The organism is Paenibacillus sp. FSL P2-0136 (assembly GCF_037975325.1).
Taxonomy (GTDB): domain Bacteria; phylum Bacillota; class Bacilli; order Paenibacillales; family Paenibacillaceae; genus Paenibacillus_AQ; species Paenibacillus_AQ silagei.
The window spans coordinates 2,436,113-2,455,168 of sequence record NZ_CP150244.1; the positions used below are offsets into that span (position 1 = coordinate 2,436,113).

Sequence of the window (19,056 nt, forward strand, 5' to 3'; positions counted from 1 at the left end):
AGGGACAAGAAAGAGGAGAATACATGAACAAGAGGAACGTTGCAGATATCTATGGATTATCCACCATGCAGGAAGGCATGCTGTTCCACAGCTTGAAAAGTGAAAGCAGCAGCATGTATTTGGAGCAATTCTCGTGCAAATTACACGGGCAGATTAATTTCGAATATTTTTGGGATTCCTGGCAGAAGGTCATTAACGATCATTCCGCTCTAAGAACCGCCTTTGTCTGGGAAGGTGTGAAAAAACCTGTTCAGGTAGTTTTGAAGCAATGTGAATGCAGCTACATTCAGTATGACTGGAGCAATCTGCCGCTTGAAGAAATCGGGCATGATTATAGCACGTTTCTTGAAAATGATCGAATGATGGGTTTTGAACTGGACAAGGCTCCGCTGATGAGGTTTGCTCTAATTCAAATTACTGAAGACAGCTATTATTTTGTCTGGAGCTTTCACCACATTATCATGGATGGCTGGTCACTGCCTCTGGTACTGGAGGAAATGTTCGGGAATTATAAAGCGTTCAAGACAGGGGAAGCGCCGGCGAAGCACAAATCCGCATCATTTAAGGACTATATCCATTGGTTGCATAAACAGGATGCCGAGGTCTCCAGACAGTACTGGAAAGACAAGCTGAAGGGCTTTGAGGAAGCTTTGCCTCTCTATACTGTACCTGCAGTGGAAGAGCAGAAGGGTGAGACCCGTAAACTCTCCTTACGGCTTCCAGAGGATATACATCATTCTATCGAGCAGATCACTAAAAGTAATGGGTTCAGCTCCTATCAACTGTATAATCTTGCCTTTGCCATTCTGCTGAGTAGATACAGTGGAAAAGAAGATGTTGTCTATGGGACAACTGTGTCGGGAAGACCTGCGGAATTAAAAGGTATCGATCAAACCGTAGGCATCTTTATCAATACCATTCCGGTTCGTGTTCAGTTAGACGGTAACCTTACCCTGCTGGAGTGCCTGGAGAACCTCACACAGGATCAAATCAGCCGCAGTCCCCATGAATATATGTCTTTGGCTGAGATCAGCAGCGCTCATAATCTGCCTCAATTATTCCAGAGTATTTTTGTATATGAGAATTATGCCAACGCTCAGGCTTATAAGGATATCACAGAGTTCTCAATAACAGAGCTGCAATTAAGAGAAGAAATCAATTATCCGCTGGCCTGGGTGGTTAAGCCGGATCACGGAATCCTTGTGGAGACGATTTATAATTCCGCTTATTTCAGCGACAGGATCATTGAAGAATTTCAAAGGAGCTTCATAACGATTTTGGATGAAATGGTCCTTAAAATAAATGAAGCTATCCGCACGATTCAACTGCTTCCATCTGAGCAGAATACAGATTTCAAAGCAGGGAAGGCAGTATCCGCCGTTGTGAACTTGCATAACCAGCCTATCCCTCAGATATCAGCTTCCGCTATACCGCGCGTTCTGATTGTTGATACATATGGGCACCCGCTTCCGGACGGATTCGAAGGCAGTGTATGTACGCCGGATCAGACCGCCTCTGGGTACATGGGCCGTTATTATGCAGATGGAACGTTAATGATTAATGAGACCTTAAGCACCAGCATGGTAATTGGCGGAATCAAACGTGATTTGCCTGCGCTGGAGCGTGCCCTAAGAGCGGAATCATTAGTAGAAGACGTGAAGATGCTTCACCGTTATAACAGGAAGGGTGAATCCAAGCTTGTTGTCTATTATGTGGAGCCGGTGACGGATGCTGTAGTGGAACAAGCGGCATTCGATGAAGAACGAACCAGAGCCATAAGAAGTGCAATCGCCGACAGATTGTGCATCTTGCTTGACTTAAATAAGAAGGATTGTCTGGCAGCAGCAGAGTTCGTTCCTGTGTCAAACATTCCTTATTACAGAGATGGCGTTGTCAAAATCAATGATCTGCTCGAACTGGAAATTATTAATGACAACCTCATTCAGCGCTGGAGTAACTTAGTGATCCCGGATGAGCAGAGCGCTATGAGTGAATCTCCTGTGAAGTTCGTGCGCAAGGCCGTAAGAATCAGCCGGGATAACGTGCATATCTCCGATTTGGCCGAGCATTTTTCTTTTATTAAGAAGAAGAGCTCCGGCAAAACGGATAACGTTGAAGTGGTTGAAGCCCGCAAGGAAGAGAGCGGCGCTGACACACAGCTATCACTCATTGTTGGAGAAGAAGTGATCATTCCTGAGGATACCGTCTTTGATCTGGGTTATTACATCAAACGGGCTGCCGATCAAGCTCCTGAGGATTATGGCATCCGGTTCGTTAATTATGATGGCAGCATTGAGTTTGCTAACTATAAGCAGGTCTACAGTGAAGCCAAGGCTATCTGCTGCGGTCTTATCGAAAGAGGATTGCAGCCTGGGGACAAGGTCATCTATCAGATGGATAACAACCGGAATTATGTAAATACCTTCTGGGCTTGTATGTTAGGCGGCTTTATCGGGATTCCGGCTACGGTAGCTGCTTCTTATAAAGAAGATAATGCAGTGATCCGCAAACTGTTGAATGCTTGGAAAATGCTTGAACAGCCTGTGATTGTGACGGATGAAGCTCTGGCTGAAAGTATTCGCAGTGTTCCCGGAGTTCTTGGCGGCGAAGAAGAGTTCACCGTCTATTCCGCTGAACAATTGATGAACAGCCGGGAACTAGAAATCACCTACGAGGTGAAGCCGGATGATGTAGCGCTGCTGCTGCTTACCTCGGGAAGCACAGGAATGCCGAAAGGAGTTATGCAGACCCACAGAAATATTCTGAGACGCACCATTGCCGCCTGCCAAAATAACGGGTTTGGTCCAGAAGAAGTGACCTTTAACTGGATGCCTATGGACCATGTGGGCGGAATTGTAATGTGTAATGTAAGAGACATCTATCTGCATTGCCAGGAGATTCTGGCACCTGTTAATTATATTCTGGAAGCTCCGCTCCGTTGGCTTACGCTGATGAGTGATTTCAGAGCTACGAATACCTGGGCACCCAACTTCGCCTTTAATTTGATTAACAGCCTTGAGGGTGGAATCAAAGAACTGAATATTGACCTGTCTGCCCTGCGATTTATAACCAACGGCGGAGAAGTGGTGGTGGCGCGGACCGCACTGAAGTTTAATGAGATCCTTAAGCCATATCATCTGGATAAGTCGGCAATGATGCCGTGCTTCGGGATGTCCGAGACTTGTGCGGGTTCCATATATTCCACGGATTTCGGTCAAGATGTAGTGAAGCAGGAGGATAGCAGTGTAAGTGTAGGCAGACCTCTTCCAGGGAACAGCATCCGTATTGTCGATGCTCAGAATGAATTAGTGCCTCTTTATACAGAGGGACGCTTTCAGATGGCCGGGGTGTGTATTACACCGGGATATTACAATAACCCCAAAGCAAACGCCGAAGCATTTACGTCAGACGGCTGGTTCGATACGGGGGATCTGGGGATTATAACCGACCGGGGACTTACCATTACAGGCAGGGCCAAAGACATCATTATCATCAATGGTGTCAATTATAATAATTCGGAAATTGAGGCCATCCTTGAGGAGATTGACGGGGTTGAAGTATCTTATACGGCTGCGGTATCAGTCAAAGCAAGCGGTTCACAAGAGGAAGAACTAGCGATATTCTTCCATCCGGTATCTATGGATGCCGTGAGGCTCAAAGGAATCATCAAAGAGATGCAAAAGGTCATCACTTCAAAAATCGGGCTTGTTATTGAATACATTATCCCTCTGGCTAAAAAAGAGATTCCAAAGACAGGAATTGGTAAAATTCAGCGGATTCTGTTAAGAGATTCCCTGCTTGCCGGCAAATACGATGCTGTCCTGAAAAAACTCGAAATCGTCAGAAATAAGAACACCGTAAAGCCATGGATATTCAAGAAAGTATGGAAGCCGCTGAGCTTTAAGCTTAAAGAGGGCACCGTACCCTGCATCAATATCCTGGTGTTTGAGGACCGCCACGGATTGGCGGGTGAATTCATAGAAGGTATGGGCCTGGATGAGACCAGGGTCATATCGGTCAAGCAAGAGGACCGCTTCCAGGTATATGACCGGAATCATTATGGCTGTGATTATACCCGTTATGAGGGCTGCAAAGAGCTGTTTGACTATTTTAAGCAAACCGGGTGGAAGGCTGATCATATGATCTATCTTCCCACTTATCAAATCAACGCTAGCGGAGATACAGATATCTCAAGCAGTAACCAACTCGGTGTCTTTAGTCTAATCCACTTACTGCAGGTATTGGCGGACAATGACCTATGCGCTTCTACAAGCCTGTATGTGGGTAGCAGCAATGTGTTCCAGGATGCAGGCGGCCTGGGAACCCGTTATGATAATGCCGCATTAATCGGCTTCATGGCTACTCTGGATACGGAGAATACGGGTTTACGATCGCTGCTGATCGATTTGGAAGGCAGGGATATCAAGCAGGACGCCCGCTTATTACGCGCTGAGATTATGCACGGAGAGACTGCCGTGAAGGAAATCAGTTACCGTGACGGCAGGCGATTAACCTGGAAGCTCCGGAATGTGCCTTTACGGAAAGCAGAACCCAAGACAAGGATCAAACAAGGCGGAAATTATGTGGTAACCGGGGGCCTTGGGGGCATCGGCACAAAAATCTGCAGTCAGCTCATTGAAAACTATCAAGCGAATCTTCTGATCCTGGGAAGAAGCGATCTGGGGACTCGTGAGGATAATGATAGCAGAGTTCAACATTACAACCAATTAGTTGCACTAGGAACTTCCATCAGTTACCGGCAGGCGGATGTGTGTGTGCTGGATTCCATCGTTCAGGCGGTTGAAGATTATGAGCAATCGAAGGGAATTCAGATTGATGGAATTATCCATCTTGCCGGGAATTCAAGCTACCAACGGCATTTTGACAACCGGGATTCATACCTGATTACGGAAATCGGACAGCAGACTTTTACCGAAGAATTCAATGCGAAGGTCTATGGCGTGCTAAATTTGTTTGAACTCTTGAAAAGCAGAAAAGATGCGATGTTGATTACTTTCTCTTCGGTGACCTCGCTGCTCGGAAGTGCGACCTTCAGTGCTTATGCGGCAGGAAACAGCTTCCTGGAAATGTTCTGTAAGTATGCAGCCGGCCAATTAGGGTATGCAGTGAAATGTATCTCTTGGACGATGTGGGATAAGATCGGAATGACTGCGGGCAGCCTGCAATCCATTAACAGTCTCAGTGAATCCATCGGGCAGCATGTGATCAGTGAGCAGGATGGCCTGTTATTCTTTGAAGCCCTGCTGAACCTTGGTGACGACATGGTCTATGTAGGAATTGACGAGAATAATGTGCATATCAGCCACAGAATCGATGAGAAAGTGTATGCCAAAGAATATCTTGCTGTCTACAGGCAGGAAGATACAGAGGCTCTTCTCCAGCTTGAGAACGCCAAGGTCCTAGATGATTATGGCGCGGTAAGCACGCTGAAGATGCTCACGGTCAATAGGGATGGTGAAGTGATCGAAGAGGAACAAGCAGAGCCATATGTAGAAGCGTCTACAGATGCTGAGAGAATCATAAGCAACATTTGGTCCGAAGTATTAGCCGCCGGGAAGATAGGGATGAATGATAACTTCTTTGAGCTTGGAGGACATTCCTTAAAGGCAACCCAGGTCGTCTCCAGAATTAAAAAAGAATACGGGATCGAATTTGCCATCAATGACTTATTCTATCATCCGACCGTTGGAGCGCTGGCTAAGCTTGTGGAAGAGAGGGTTCGCCCGGTTACGGATTCTAAGGGGGAAGGTCCCCTTTCAAAATTATCTGATGAAGAGAAGAAACAGGGCATACCGGCTTCTTATGCCCAGCAAAGACTTTGGTTCTTAAAACAATATGATGAAGAAAGCGCGTTTTACAATATTCTGGAGACCATCAGGCTTAAAGGCGAGCTAAATGTCTCCTGCCTGCAGCAGGCTGTTACAGAAATCGTCAAGCGCCATGAAGGACTCAGAACGACCTTCGACAACATTGAAGGGCAAATTATGCAGGTTCTGCATGATGTGGATGCCGTCTGTATCCCTCTGCAGAATCTAACGCATGTGGAAGAAGAGGCAAGAGAACAGGTAATTACCGAACTGGCAGATGAAGAAGTCCATCAGGAATTTGATTTCAAAAACGGACCATTAATCAGATGTAAGCTGCTTAAATTCGCCGCAGATGAGCATGTTATTTTCCTCACCATGCATCATATTATTTCTGACGGCTGGTCTATGGGAGTCTTTGTACAAGAATTCGTCGAGCTATATGATGCCTTAGTGAATCAAAAGCCGGCCGAATTACCCAAAATTGAATGGCAATATGCGGATTATACCCAGTGGCAGAGGGACTGGTTCACCGGAAAGGTTAAAGAAGACCAGTTCGTATATTGGAAGAACAAGCTCAAGGATGTTGCTACCCTGGATATTCCGTCGGATTACGACAGACCGAAAGTACAGACCTTTAACGGGAAAAAGGACTTCTTTGTATATAACAAGAGCATGATGGACCGGGTGAATGAACTGGCAGAAACTACGGGAGCTACACCCTTTATGATTTATCTTGCGGCGGTCGATGTCCTGTTCGCAAGATATACCGGACAGGATGATATCGCTATTGGAACCCCGATTGCCAACCGTACGCGGATGGAGACAGAGAATACAATCGGATTCTTTGTGAATACACTCGTGCTCCGCAATGATTTGTCAGGCGATATTTCCTTCATGAAATTGATTGAACGGGTAAAGGCAAGTGCGCTGGAGTCCTATGATGCGCAGGATATGCCGTTCGAGATGCTGGTGGATGAATTGGAGCTAGAACGCGATTTAAGCAGAAACCCGTTGTTCCAAGTGATGTTCTCCCTTCAAAATGAAGCACTGCCAGATTTCAAGCTGCCGAATCTTGCGATTACCAGAGTGGAAACAGACAATAAATCAGCAATGTTCGATTTCTGGATTTCTATGAGAGAGCTGGAAGACGGAGTGCACACCTTATGTGAATACAATACGGATATCTATAAAACAGGCACCATACGGAAGATGATGCGGCATCTGGAGAACATCATCAACAGCCTATGCGCAGATCCCTATCAAAAAATCAGGCAGTTCAATTTCATGGATAAAGAAGAAATCAATGAAATCCTCTATGAGCACAATAAGACGGATTATACATTTGAGAAAGAATTATTTATCCATGAATTATTTGAAGAACAGGCTACCTTAAGACCGGATGCACCGGCGCTGAGATTCCAGGGAGACACGCTTACGTATCGGGAATTTAATATGCGGGTGAATCAAGTCGCCCATTATCTGATTGCGCAGGGGATAGGCAGTGAAGATTTTGTTGGTGTGTACGCAGACCGGTCTATTGAAATGATGGTAGCTGTCTATGGGATTCTAAAAGCAGGTGCGGCCTATATCCCTATTGATCCAACATACCCCCGGGACCGGGTAGATTATATGCTACAGGATTCTGAGGTTAAGCTGGTGCTGTACTGCATGGACGAGACCGATGCGCTTGCGGGAATCCGGAAGGTGGATTTGCGGGATAAGGAACTGTTCCTGCCGATGAGTACAGATAATCCGGGAGTACAGGTTGAAGGTACCCACGCGGCATACATGATTTATACCTCAGGTTCGACAGGAAAGCCTAAGGGAACGATTAATATTCACAGCGGCATCCGAAACCGTATTGTATGGGGCCAAAAAGAATTTGGGATGCAGCCGGGAGATCGGCAGGTGCAGAAGACACCCTTCAGCTTCGATGTATCCTGCAGCGAGATTTTTTGGGCGCTGACGGTAGGTGCCTGTCTGGTTATAGCGAAGCCGGAAGGGCATAAAGACGTGGAGTATCTCGCTCAGCTGATCAGGGATGAACAGATTACCATCGCTCATTTTGTTCCTTCGATCCTGAAGCTGTTCCTGGAGCATCCCGGAGCCAAGCAGGCAGGAAGCAGCCTGAGAAAAGTGTTCTGCAGCGGGGAGGCATTGCCGTACCGGTTAAAGGAACAGTTCTTCCAGACCTTCGATGCAGGTCTATACAACTTGTATGGCCCTACCGAAGCCTCCGTTGAAGTATCTTACTACGATTGCAGCGAGCAGCTGGATAAAGAGATAGTGCCGATCGGCAAGCCCATTTCCAATGTACAGCTGTATGTACTGGACGAGTACATGAATCCCGTTCCTTACAATGTGAGCGGAGAGCTATTCATTGCCGGTGTGAATCTGGCCAGAGGATACTACAAACGGGACGACCTGACAGCCGAGAAATTCATTCCGAATCCGTTCAGTAAATATGTGGGTGCACGGATGTACCGGACCGGTGACATTGTCAAATTGCTGCCGGACGGCAACATCAACTTCATAGGACGCGCTGACAATCAGGTCAAAGTAAGAGGACTGCGCATTGAATTAGGGGAAATCGAAAAGGTGATTCAGTCCCATCCTTCCGTTAAGGATAACGTAGTTATAAACCTAGAGGATGGAAATGATGTAAGAATCGTGTCCTATATTGTCCGTGATGTGAATTATAGAGAACTGGATGTCATGGAGGAGAGCAAGGAACAGGTCACCCAGTGGGAGTCAATATTCGATAATGCCTACAACAAAGAGGAAACGATTCAAGATTTCAGCTTAAATACAATCAGCTGGAACAGCAGCTACACCGGGGAGAAGCTTGGGATCCCGGAAATGGAAGAGTGGCTTGCCGATTCCGTAGATCTGATTAAGAGCTTTAAGCCGCGGAGAGTACTGGAGGTCGGTTGCGGTACAGGGATGATTCTGTTCAAAATCGCCCCGTTATGCGAAGAATACGTGGGTATTGATCTATCGAGGATAGGCCTAGATTATATCGAACGGAATTTGGACAGCTCCATGAATGTCAGACTATATCAGAAATCGGCTGATGAGCTTGGTGAGCTGCAGAATGAGACGTTCGACACCATTATTATCAACTCTGTCATTCAGTACTTCCCGAGCGGAGCGTACCTGAATGAGGTGATTACTACTCTTTTAGGCATGCTGAACAAAGAGGGAACCCTTTTTATCGGTGATGTACGTTCCCTGCCGCTGCTGAAGAGCTATCATACTTCGGTGGAATGGTATAAGGCTCCTGCGGATACCACCGTGCAAGAATTAAACGACCGGATTAAGAATTCCATTACAGCGGAGAATGAGCTGCTGTTAGACTCCAGATATTTCTTGAGTCTTAAGGACTCCCTGGAGCAGGTAGAGCATGTGTCCATTCTGCCTAAAGTAACAAAGTTCGAGAATGAGATGAGTAAATTCCGCTATCAGGTAGTGATTCGAACGAAAGAAGCGGAGCAGCTGGACAATATCGTTCAGTTCAGCTGGCGGAATATACAAGCGGAGCAGGGGCTCCAGGATATACTCACCGGGCGGCAGGATGACGTTATTGTAATCCATGATGTCCAGTTCGATAAGCTGGTTCATGAGAACAAGGTTGAGTCGCTGCTGAATGACGATGCGATACAAGCTGCAACTGTCCGTGAGCTGAGAGAAGACGTTAGAGAGCTTCAACTGTATGCTCCAAGCTTATATGATTTGCTCGTGCAGGATGGCGGAAATTACCGGCTTCGCGCTTTGTGGAATGGTCATGGCGAGAGCGGAGATTATCAATTGATCTTGTTCCATAAGAATAAATATGGACCGGACACCTGTGCCTATGATTATGAAGTACCGAATTTCATCCGCTTCAATGAGGACCAAAGTGTATACTTCACCAATCCTCTGGAGTGGAAAGATAACCACAAGTATATTCCTGTCATCAGAGAACATATCAGAAGTCAATTACAGGATTATATGATTCCATCGTTCTTTATTGTCTTGCCGGAGATGCCGTTATTGCCAAATGGCAAGCTGAATAAGAAGATGCTTCCGGAGCCTGGAAGGTTAAGAAGAAGCGTAATGAATGAATTTGTAGAAGCAGCCAATGACAACGAAGCCAAGGTCAAGCGAATATGGGAAGCCGTCCTGAATGCCCGGAACATTGGCGTCAATGATAATTTCTTTGATATTGGCGGCCATTCGCTGCTTGTGGTTCAGGTCTATTACAAGATCAAGGAGAGCTTTGATACGAATATTACAGTGGTGGATATGTTCAAATACCCAACCATCCGCAGTCTTTGTGAATATCTGGGGGAGACAACGAGCAGCTATGCCGAAGTCGCTTCTGCAAGTGAAGTGATGGAGACAGAGAAGGAAGCCATGAAGGTAAAGAGGAAGCGCCTTAAGGAGCTTTTGAAAAGATAAGTAAGGAGTACTTATATGGAGACTAAGAAGGATAAAATCAAATCCTTATCAAGGGAACAGCTCGCAGGACTAATTACAAAGTCCAGAGACAGCAAAAAAAGGGATATTGAGCGGGTGGCCAGAACCTCGAATGCGTTCAGCCAGTCCTTTTCACAGCAAAGACAATGGTTTATGGAGCAGTTCATGAACGGTGGCGTATTTAATGTCCCGCAGTCCTATCGGCTCAAAGGCGATATAAGACTTGATATTCTGGAAGATGTGCTCAATGCAGTCGTTGAGAAGCATGAAAGTCTTAGGACAGTGTTCAACACGATAGATTATATCCCGTCACAGATTATCAAGCCGTATGAAAGGTTCCAGCTGGATATTATTCATTTGGAAGAATCCGACCCTTCTTTGAGAGCTGCCAAGATCAAGGAGATGAACAGCGAAATCGCAAGACGGCCCTTTGATTTGACCGTAGGCCCTTTATGGCGGTTCTATGTGTTGATATTGTCTGAAGAAGAAATCGTATTGACCCTTTCCCTTCATCATATTATCTGTGACGGCTGGTCCTTTGGTGTAATCATGAATGAAATTGCCGGGGCCTATCGGGACAGGCTTCACGGACAAGCTACCCGTTCATTGCTGCAGGTACAATATGTCGATTATTCGGAATGGCAGCGTAAAAGAATTGAAGGCGGCCAGCTGGATGATCAGCTGGAGTATTGGATTGGCAAGCTTAAAGATGCACCAAAGGCCATTCATTTACCCTACGATTATAGAAGGGGCAGCACACAGACTTATCGGGGAAGGACGGAATACTTTTTCATTGAAACAGAAGCAGTGAAGGCAATGAGCGACAGATGTGTGCAAATGAATGGCTCGATGTACCATATGATGATGTCCGCGCTAACCCTTCTGATGCATGGCTACAGTCTGGATAATAAGCTCTGTATTGGAACACCGGTTGCCAACAGAAACCAGCTTGAATTGGAGAAATTAATCGGCCTATTCATTAATACGGTAGTGATCCAAAGTGAAATAGCCAGCAGCATGACCTTTGCAGAGTTATTCACCCAGGTTAGAGACCATTGCATGGAAGCCTTTAATCATGCGGAGATTCCGTTTGAACAAGTGGTAACGGGCCTAGATATTGAACGTCAGATGCAGCATTCACCAGTGTTCCAGGTGCTGTATGTTCAGACCGAGGAGTCGATGCTGAGTGTTAGTATTCCGGGAATTGAGGTTGAAGTACTCCCAGTATCGGTAGAGACGGCACAATTCGATTTGTCGTTGTACGCAACCATTCTGAAGAATGGAATATCTGCAGGGTTCGAGTACAATACGGATCTGTTCGCCCAGGATACCATTCTGCAGATGATTGAGGATTTCAAGCTATTAATCCAGTTGATTACTGAGAATCCTGACCGGACCATCGGTGAATTCGTCTCCTCTCTATCGCGTAAGAAAGTAGTGATGACGGTCGTCTCCTCCTTCGAATCCGGGCCGGTAGGAGAGCCGATGGAATTCTGGCTGGATAAGCTCCGGATCGACTATAAGCTGCAATTCGCACCGTATAGCCAGGTGTTCCAGCAATTGATTGATGATACGGGACTGTTATGCAGAAGCAGTCAGGGCATCGGCATCCTGTTACTCCGTTTGGAGGACTGGATTCAAGGCATGGATGCTAAGGATGCTAGGCTTGAAGCCGTGCTGACGGACAATGCGAACCGGTTCATCCAATATGCCTGTAGCTTTGTGAACAAGCATCAGTCCAAGGTCATCCTATATCTGTGTCCGGCATCGGATAAAGTCAATCAGATGAATGAAACAAAGCGGCTCATTCAACAGTCGGAGCAAAAAATAGCTGCGGAATGTGCGAAAAACGGGAATATATCTGTACTTCATGGAGACGAAATCGCTGTGAAATATAAGCTTAGTGAGTATAACGACGGTCTTGGTGATGAAGAAGGGCATGTTCCTTATTTAAGAGAGTATTACACGGCGATGGGCACAGAACTGGTCATGAGTATTTACAATACAGCACTGCAGTCAACGGGCTGAATGATGAGAGGATGCTGAAGTTATGACATTAAAAGAGATTGTTGCGGATATTCTGGCCATACCGGACAAAGAAACGATTCACGAAGACTTGTCACCGCAAAATGCTCCGGAATGGACAAGCCTGAAGCATATCAAGTTAATCACAACTATTGAAGATACCTATAAGGTGAAGTTCTCCTTCAAGGAAGTAAAAAGCCTGAAAAATCTTGCCGCCTTTATAACGGTCTTAAAGAGCAAAGGAGTAAGCAATGAAATCTTTGAATAATGCCATTGCCGGGCAGGCGGTTCTGGCGGGAAGCACTAGTGATCATGATCTGGAAAGAATGCTGTTGATCCGTCAATATGAGCTATCGGTCCTCGGGCTTTTTTCAAGCGGACATGTCACAGGGACCACTCATACCTGCATGGGACAAGAATATATCCCGGTAGCGTTGAATCCGTTCATTGAAGAAGAAGACTTTGTGATCAGCAATCACCGGGGGCATGGGCATTATATTGCCAGATATGGGGATGCCCAGGGCTTGCTGGCAGAGGTCATGGGCAAACAAGGCGCCGTATGCAATGGAATCGGAGGAAGCCAGCACATTCGCAGAGACCGTTTTATATCTACAGGGGTTCAGGCCGAAGGCATAGCGGTAGGCACAGGCATCGCCTGGAGTTATAAATACAAGCAACAAGATAATCTGGTATTTGTCTATATTGGAGACGGAACCTTTGGCAGGGGCTGCGTATACGAAAGCTTGAACTTTGCCGGCATATGGAATCTCCCGATGGTTATCGTTGTAGAGAACAATGGAATAGCAATATCAACCCATCAAAGCTACAGCATGTCGGGAAGCATAGAAGGCCGGGTACGGGGGTTCGATCTTGATTACCTGTGCATCCGGAGCAAAGCTGTTAATGAAATAAGAGAACAGACTGGTGACGCTATACACCGTGTCCGCAAAGAATCCAAACCCCTGGTCATTGAATTTATAACAGATCGGGTCGCGTCCCACAGTAAAGGTGATGATACTAGAAGTGCTGATGAGCTTGAAAGAGTCCGGGAGAATTACTGGTACAACCAAATGAAAGCCAGCGATAAGGCAAGGGTAGAAAAGCTTGAAGAAGCTGTCCGGAATCAAATGCAAACGCTGCAGGAACTTGTCATACACAGAGAGGGAGCCGAATGGGCGGACTATGAAAAAAGAAAAAATAAATGAGAATTTGAGACATGCCATTCATCAACTGATGTGTGAGGACGAGGCAGTCGTTGTAATCGGGGAAGATGTACGTGAGCCTTATGGGGGTGCCTTCAAAATCAACAAGGGATTATCTGATGATTTTCCGGACAGAGTGATTGGCACGCCGATAAGTGAAGAGGGATTTGTCAACATGGCAAGCGGAATGGCAATCATGGGCCACAAACCGATCGTGGATATGATGTTTTCGGATTTCACTACATTGTCATTTGACCCTCTGCTCAATTTTGCGTCCAAGTCGGTAACCATGTACGGGGACAAGCTGGATCTCAGCATGATTGTCAGATGTGCGAATGGCGGTTACAGGGGGTACGGACCTACACACAGCCAAAGCATGCAAAAATACTTCATGGGCATCCCGAATCTAAGCGTGTATGAGCTGTCTCCTTTTCATGATAATTATTATGTGTTTAACCGGATGTTGAGTGAGAAAAATCCTTGTATTTTTTTTGAAGAAAAAATAATATATTCCCAGTACAGGTATGAAAATGGCGTAATCGATGAACTTTTCAACTATTCCTTTAAAGGTGACCATGAGAACTGGGCAGTCGCCAGTATAGAAGAAAACAGTGTACCGGATGTTCTGATCCTTTGCCCCGGAGGCTTGGCTTCCATGTGCATGAAAGTGGCTGAAAAGCTGATTATGGCGGATGAAATTGAAGTTAAGGTAGCGGTACCTTCCAAGCTGTATCCCTGCGGAATCGAGGCCATTATTGAAGATGCGGTTGCAGCCGGCAAGATTCTCATTGTGGAAGAGGGGACCAGCGGGCATACCTGGGGCGAAGGAATAGCGGTCAAATTATATCCATATCTCAATAAGCAGAAGGATGGAGCCATTGAGCTCTTAAGTTCTTCTGACAGCATTATTCCTGCATCTAAGTATTATGAAAGCCAGGTACTGGTAGGGGAACAGGACATTTATGAAAGTGTACTGAAGCTGATGAAAATCGCTAAAGAAGGATAACGGAGGCGGGTATGAGACCAATTGTTGTTCCACAGTTAAATGCGAATGATAACAGCTGCTTGATCCAGAACTATTATTGCGCGGAGGGCGAATTCATTCATTCCGGTGATCTAATTACCACCTTGGAGACCTCCAAGGCAGCTATTGATATCGAATGTGAAGCAGACGGCTATTTTTATCCTGCGGCTAAAGAACAAACCGATGTGAGAACCGGCGAGGTTATTGCCTTTGTTTTTGAGTCCCTCCAAGAGATGAATACATACAAGGAATTATCCGTGGGCAGTGCCACAGCAGAGAGCACAGCCAATTACAAACTTTCCAATCAGGCAGAAGCGTTTGCCGCATTGCACCAATTTTCGCAGCAGGAGCTGTCAGCCTTAAATAAGAAATTGATTAAATTAAGTGACTTGGAAGAGCTGCTGAAGCAAAGAATCGATGGGGATGAGGCCCGGATTCTCTTGAGTAAGAATCAAAAACAGGTCTCTAAAACAGTAGCCGAATCGCATACGAATATTCCAAACGCCTTTTTATTAATGAAAGTATATTGTGATGAAGCTCTAACCGGAATGCGGGAAATCGGTGAGCAGCTTGAGGCCATTGTAGGGTTTGGAGAAGTATTACCGGTGCTGCTGGTATCGATCAAGGATGAATTCCCATTGATGTACGGAAAGCTGAAGGATGGAGATACATTTATTCCTGCTGCTGAAGTCAATGTCGGTGTGACCATCGATGTGGGGACAGGTCTCTACATTCCGGTAATTAAAGCTGAACACGCTGGAAGAATTGAGCATACTGCAGAAATAATGATGGAATATAAATATAAAGCCTTAAGAAGCAGTTTTGCTGAAACGGATCTGATGGGCGGAACGATAACGATTAGTCTGAATACAAGCGCCGATGTGGTCAGCGTCATTCCCATCATTCTGCCGGGCCAGACCGGGATGATCTCCGTGGGTGCGGTAATGAAGGAATTGGTCCTGAAAGAAGGGACAGTGGCAGAAAGAAGCTATATCAATCTTGGCCTGGCGTACGATCATCGTGTAGTGAACGGATTCTATGCGGTCGAATTTTTGGCGCGGCTGAAGAGCAAGCTTGAACATTTTGAGATCAATGTGTAAGGTGTGAGCCCGGAAGTGGAGAGTGAAGGAGGAGGATGTAGTGAGTGACATGCCGCACAATATTTATGTATTGTCCAGCTTCACTGCTGATTTACTGGAAGACTATCTTGAAGAAGATATCAAGGAACTCGGGCTTCAGTCCAAAATTGAAACCGGACCTTATAATCAGATCATATCCCAGTGCATGGACCCGGACAGCTTATTATTTCAGAAGAAACCGGATTATTTAGTCATCTGGACCCGGTTGGAAGATATTATAGGCCGGAAAGATTTCTATCGGAAAGAGAGCTTTAATTCATGCAAGGCTGATCTGTCGATGTTGATCGAGGCCGTTCTGCAGGCGAAGGCGGCACTCCGCTGCAAGCTGATTTTTATGCTCCCTCCTGTCTATGAGAACAGACCGCTGGGAGTCGGTGACCTGCAAATTGTGTACGGTGCAATGGAAACGTCCATGATGCTGCGAAAGTTTATGATGGATAAGCTTAGATTCGTTGAAGGCATATACCTGGCAGACGGGGAAGAACTGATCCGCAGATACGGCGCAGATCAGAGCTATCACATGGGCATGTATGCTTTTGCCAAAGCTCCTTATGTGAATAGCATCTACAAAGAGGCTGCAAGACAGATTAGCCGAATCATCAAGCTGGATCTGAGCAATAAGCGCAATATCCTTGTCTTTGATGCGGATGTCCTATTGTGTGAGCAAGAGGAACAAGAGGGACACGCAGTTCTTCATCAATTGGATGAGCAAAGAGTGGTTACGGATGATTCCTACCTTTTATTTCAGCGCTATCTGCAGGAACTTGTAAGCTGGGGAAATGAAATCATGCTGTGTTCCAGATCCGCTCCAGGACAATTGAATGCCATATTGGACAGGGAAGATCTCATCCTCACCAAGCAAGAATGTAAGTATATGAGCTGTGAGTGTGAAACGATAACAGAAGCAATCCTGCAAATACATAGAGAACACGATGTTTCACTGGATCAATTCATTGTACTGGATACGAAAGAGCTGCACTTAAGCGGAATACGGCAGGTGCTGCTGCCGGAGGATTCGACACTGTGGATGCAGAGCGTAGAGGCCTCGGGGATTCTGGATTATATATCCGCTGAAGCTTCCCGTTACAGCAATGGCGAAGCTGTCTTGGCAGACAAAACTGAGGAATACAGTCTGGAGGAATTCCTTCAATCCATCCAGCTGGAAGTCACTCTACGGGAAATCAATGAGCTGCAGGCCGAACAGATCGAGCATATCCTCCATAATACCAAAGACTTCAACCTGACAGGATTACTATGGACACAGGAGGAAATCATCGGAGCGCTTGACGGGGATAATCAATTGATTTATTCCGTAAAGGTACAAGACAGATTTGGAGATTACGGCATGGCCGGTACCATCATTGGGACAGTTGATAAGAAGAGCTTCAAGGTTGACGCTCTGCTCTTAAATTGCCGGGTGCTTGGTAAAAATGTTGAATACCATTTAATGAAGGAATTAGCCAATAGAATTAGAGAACACCAGTGTGACTCTATAGTGTTCCACTATCAATCCAGCGGCAGGAATGAGAGTGCGGCTCAATTTCTGGCCAGGATTACCCGCACCGACTTGAAGCGTGTTCACACAGGTGAAGCCCTGACAATTTCTTGTGAAAAGCTCGAGGATTATGCGAATGAAGCACTCCACCCTAACAAAGCAGACCAAGAACCGGATATGCCAGACAAACCGCACAAGGCAGACCGCAGCTTCGACCCCTACCAGTTCATTTTCAACAGATGGAATAAGCTGGATGAAGCCGAAAAAGCTCAAATTAACGATCTGGTTAGTCATACAAAGTCTATTAAAGAAATAATGAGGGCGATTGCGGATTCGAAAATGAAAACAAGAACAGGCGTTAAGGCTGAATATCTGCAGCCGAGAACGGAAACGGAGCAAAAAATTGCCGGCCTGTGGGCAGATATTCTTAACGTTGACAAAGTAGGAGTTTTGGATAACTTTTTCGAACTTGGCGGAACCTCCATCATGGCGGCCCAGCTCATTGTAAAGTTCAAGAATGCCTTTGATATGATGCTGCCGGTGCGGATTTTCTTCGACAGTTCGTCCATTGAGCAAATGGCGATGTATATTGAAGCGGTCAAAAGCGAGCAAAATAAACAGGATATTAATGAATCCGCCGTAAGTAATTTCCGCTATAAGACCCGGGAATTCTTGAAAAATGAGGTGTGGCTGGACGAGGAAATTACCGGAGCTAAGGAACTTCAAGCGTGGGATCATACCCGGATCCATAACGTCCTTTTGACCGGTGTGACAGGATTCCTGGGGGCATTTCTGCTGCAGGAGCTTATTACTATGACAGATTATCATATGGTGCTGCTGGTCCGTGCGGACAGTGTGCAGAGCGGCTACGACAGAGTTGTGGCTAATATGGAAATGTACAATTTATGGGACGAGGCTTACAGAAGCAGAATAGAAGTCTGCACGGGCGATCTTGCCAGACCGTTGCTCGGCCAACAGCTGCAGGATTTCAACGAATTGGCAGTCCGAATCGATTCCATCTATCATGCGGGCGCTATCACTAATTTCCTGGAGCCGTATAACAAGATTAAAGATGTAAACGTACAGGGAGTTCAGGAGATTTTACGTCTGGCATCCACTCATAAGTTAAAGCAGGTACATTACGTGTCAACTCACTATGTATTCTCTACGCTCTCACACGAAAACGGCTATATCGCATACGAGGATAGCATTCCGTCCGATCATGAGGTGCTTGTACTGGGATATCAGCAAAGCAAGTGGGTTGGCGAGAGAATAATGGCTCTAGCCAAAGAGAGAGGCATTCCGTTAAGTATCTACCGCGTCGGCAGAATATCCGGCTCCAGTACCACAGGGGCATGTCAAACCAGAGATATCATGTGGCTTATGATCAAAAGTTGTGTAGAGGCAGGAGTATTGTTCGAGGAGAATGTGAATATAGAATTTATTCCAGTGGATTATGTCAGCAAATCTATTGTGGCATTGTCCATCCAAGCGGGATCAAGCAACAAAAACTTCCATATTGTCGCCAGTAAAATGAACACACTAAATCAAGTGTATACCTGGATGAATTCGTATGGGTTCAAAGTTGAAAAAATGCCCTATGAGCAGTGGAAGGATGAATTGGTGGACAGAGTTGCCGAGAATCCTAATCTGAATACCACCAAGGCTATGCTGCCGTTCATTCCGGAAGATATGGGTGAATGGGATGTGGAAATTACGTATGACACTACCAATGTTACCAAAGGCTTGAGTGAAACCACCATCACTTGCCCAGAGGTAGGAGAGGAGGTGTTCAACCGTTATTTGGATTACTTTGTGAAGACAAAGTATTTTGAGTTAACACCCTGAGGGCAAGTGGATGATCTGAAAAGTTTACATTATATGA

7 protein-coding genes are annotated in these 19,056 nt (G+C 45.9%); all 7 read left to right on the forward strand.

From position 1 onward, the window contains the following. The first annotated feature begins 23 nt into the window (after positions 1 to 23). The 7 genes from NYE26_RS10105 (at position 24) to NYE26_RS10135 (ending at position 19,019) form a co-directional block, all read left to right on the forward strand. The gene (locus NYE26_RS10105; protein ID WP_339255487.1) at positions 24 to 10,268 is read left to right on the forward strand and encodes an amino acid adenylation domain-containing protein; all 10,245 of its coding nucleotides are present in this window, start codon (positions 24 to 26) and stop codon (positions 10,266 to 10,268) included. 15 nt (positions 10,269 to 10,283) lie between these two features. Beyond that, positions 10,284 to 12,314, forward strand: a complete 2,031-nt coding sequence (locus NYE26_RS10110) for a condensation domain-containing protein (RefSeq protein ID WP_339255489.1) — start codon at positions 10,284 to 10,286, stop codon at positions 12,312 to 12,314. Between the two features lie 22 nt (positions 12,315 to 12,336). Further along, a complete protein-coding gene (locus NYE26_RS10115) occupies positions 12,337 to 12,579 on the forward strand; it encodes an acyl carrier protein (protein WP_036725003.1) in 243 nt (80 codons plus the stop codon). Positions 12,580 to 12,637: 58 nt separating this feature from the next. After that, complete coding sequence (locus tag NYE26_RS10120) at positions 12,638 to 13,516, forward strand: thiamine pyrophosphate-dependent dehydrogenase E1 component subunit alpha (RefSeq protein WP_339257429.1); 879 nt, start codon at positions 12,638 to 12,640, stop codon at positions 13,514 to 13,516. Further along, complete coding sequence (locus NYE26_RS10125) at positions 13,494 to 14,519, forward strand: transketolase C-terminal domain-containing protein (protein ID WP_339255491.1); 1,026 nt, start codon at positions 13,494 to 13,496, stop codon at positions 14,517 to 14,519. Before NYE26_RS10120 ends, NYE26_RS10125 begins: the two co-directional genes overlap by 23 nt. 122 nt (positions 14,520 to 14,641) lie before the next feature. Continuing rightward, entirely contained in the window at positions 14,642 to 15,637 is a 996-nt protein-coding gene (locus NYE26_RS10130) for a 2-oxo acid dehydrogenase subunit E2 (protein WP_339255493.1), read from the forward strand. A gap of 559 nt (positions 15,638 to 16,196) precedes the next feature. After that, positions 16,197 to 19,019: a thioester reductase domain-containing protein gene (locus tag NYE26_RS10135; RefSeq protein WP_339255495.1), complete on the forward strand. Its 2,823-nt coding sequence runs from the start codon at positions 16,197 to 16,199 to the stop codon at positions 19,017 to 19,019. Positions 19,020 to 19,056: the final 37 nt, after the last annotated feature.

Excerpts from the sequence above, each read along its gene's own strand:
- NYE26_RS10105 (WP_339255487.1), top strand. The coding sequence starts at position 24 with ATGAACAAGAGGAACGTTGCAGATATCTATGGATTATCCACCATGCAG.
- NYE26_RS10115 (WP_036725003.1), top strand. The coding sequence starts at position 12,337 with ATGACATTAAAAGAGATTGTTGCGGATATTCTGGCCATACCGGACAAA.
- NYE26_RS10120 (WP_339257429.1), top strand. The coding sequence starts at position 12,638 with ATGCTGTTGATCCGTCAATATGAGCTATCGGTCCTCGGGCTTTTTTCA.
- NYE26_RS10125 (WP_339255491.1), top strand. The coding sequence starts at position 13,494 with ATGAAAAAAGAAAAAATAAATGAGAATTTGAGACATGCCATTCATCAA.
- NYE26_RS10135 (WP_339255495.1), top strand. The coding sequence starts at position 16,197 with ATGGGCATGTATGCTTTTGCCAAAGCTCCTTATGTGAATAGCATCTAC.
- NYE26_RS10110 (WP_339255489.1), top strand. The coding sequence starts at position 10,284 with ATGGAGACTAAGAAGGATAAAATCAAATCCTTATCAAGGGAACAGCTC.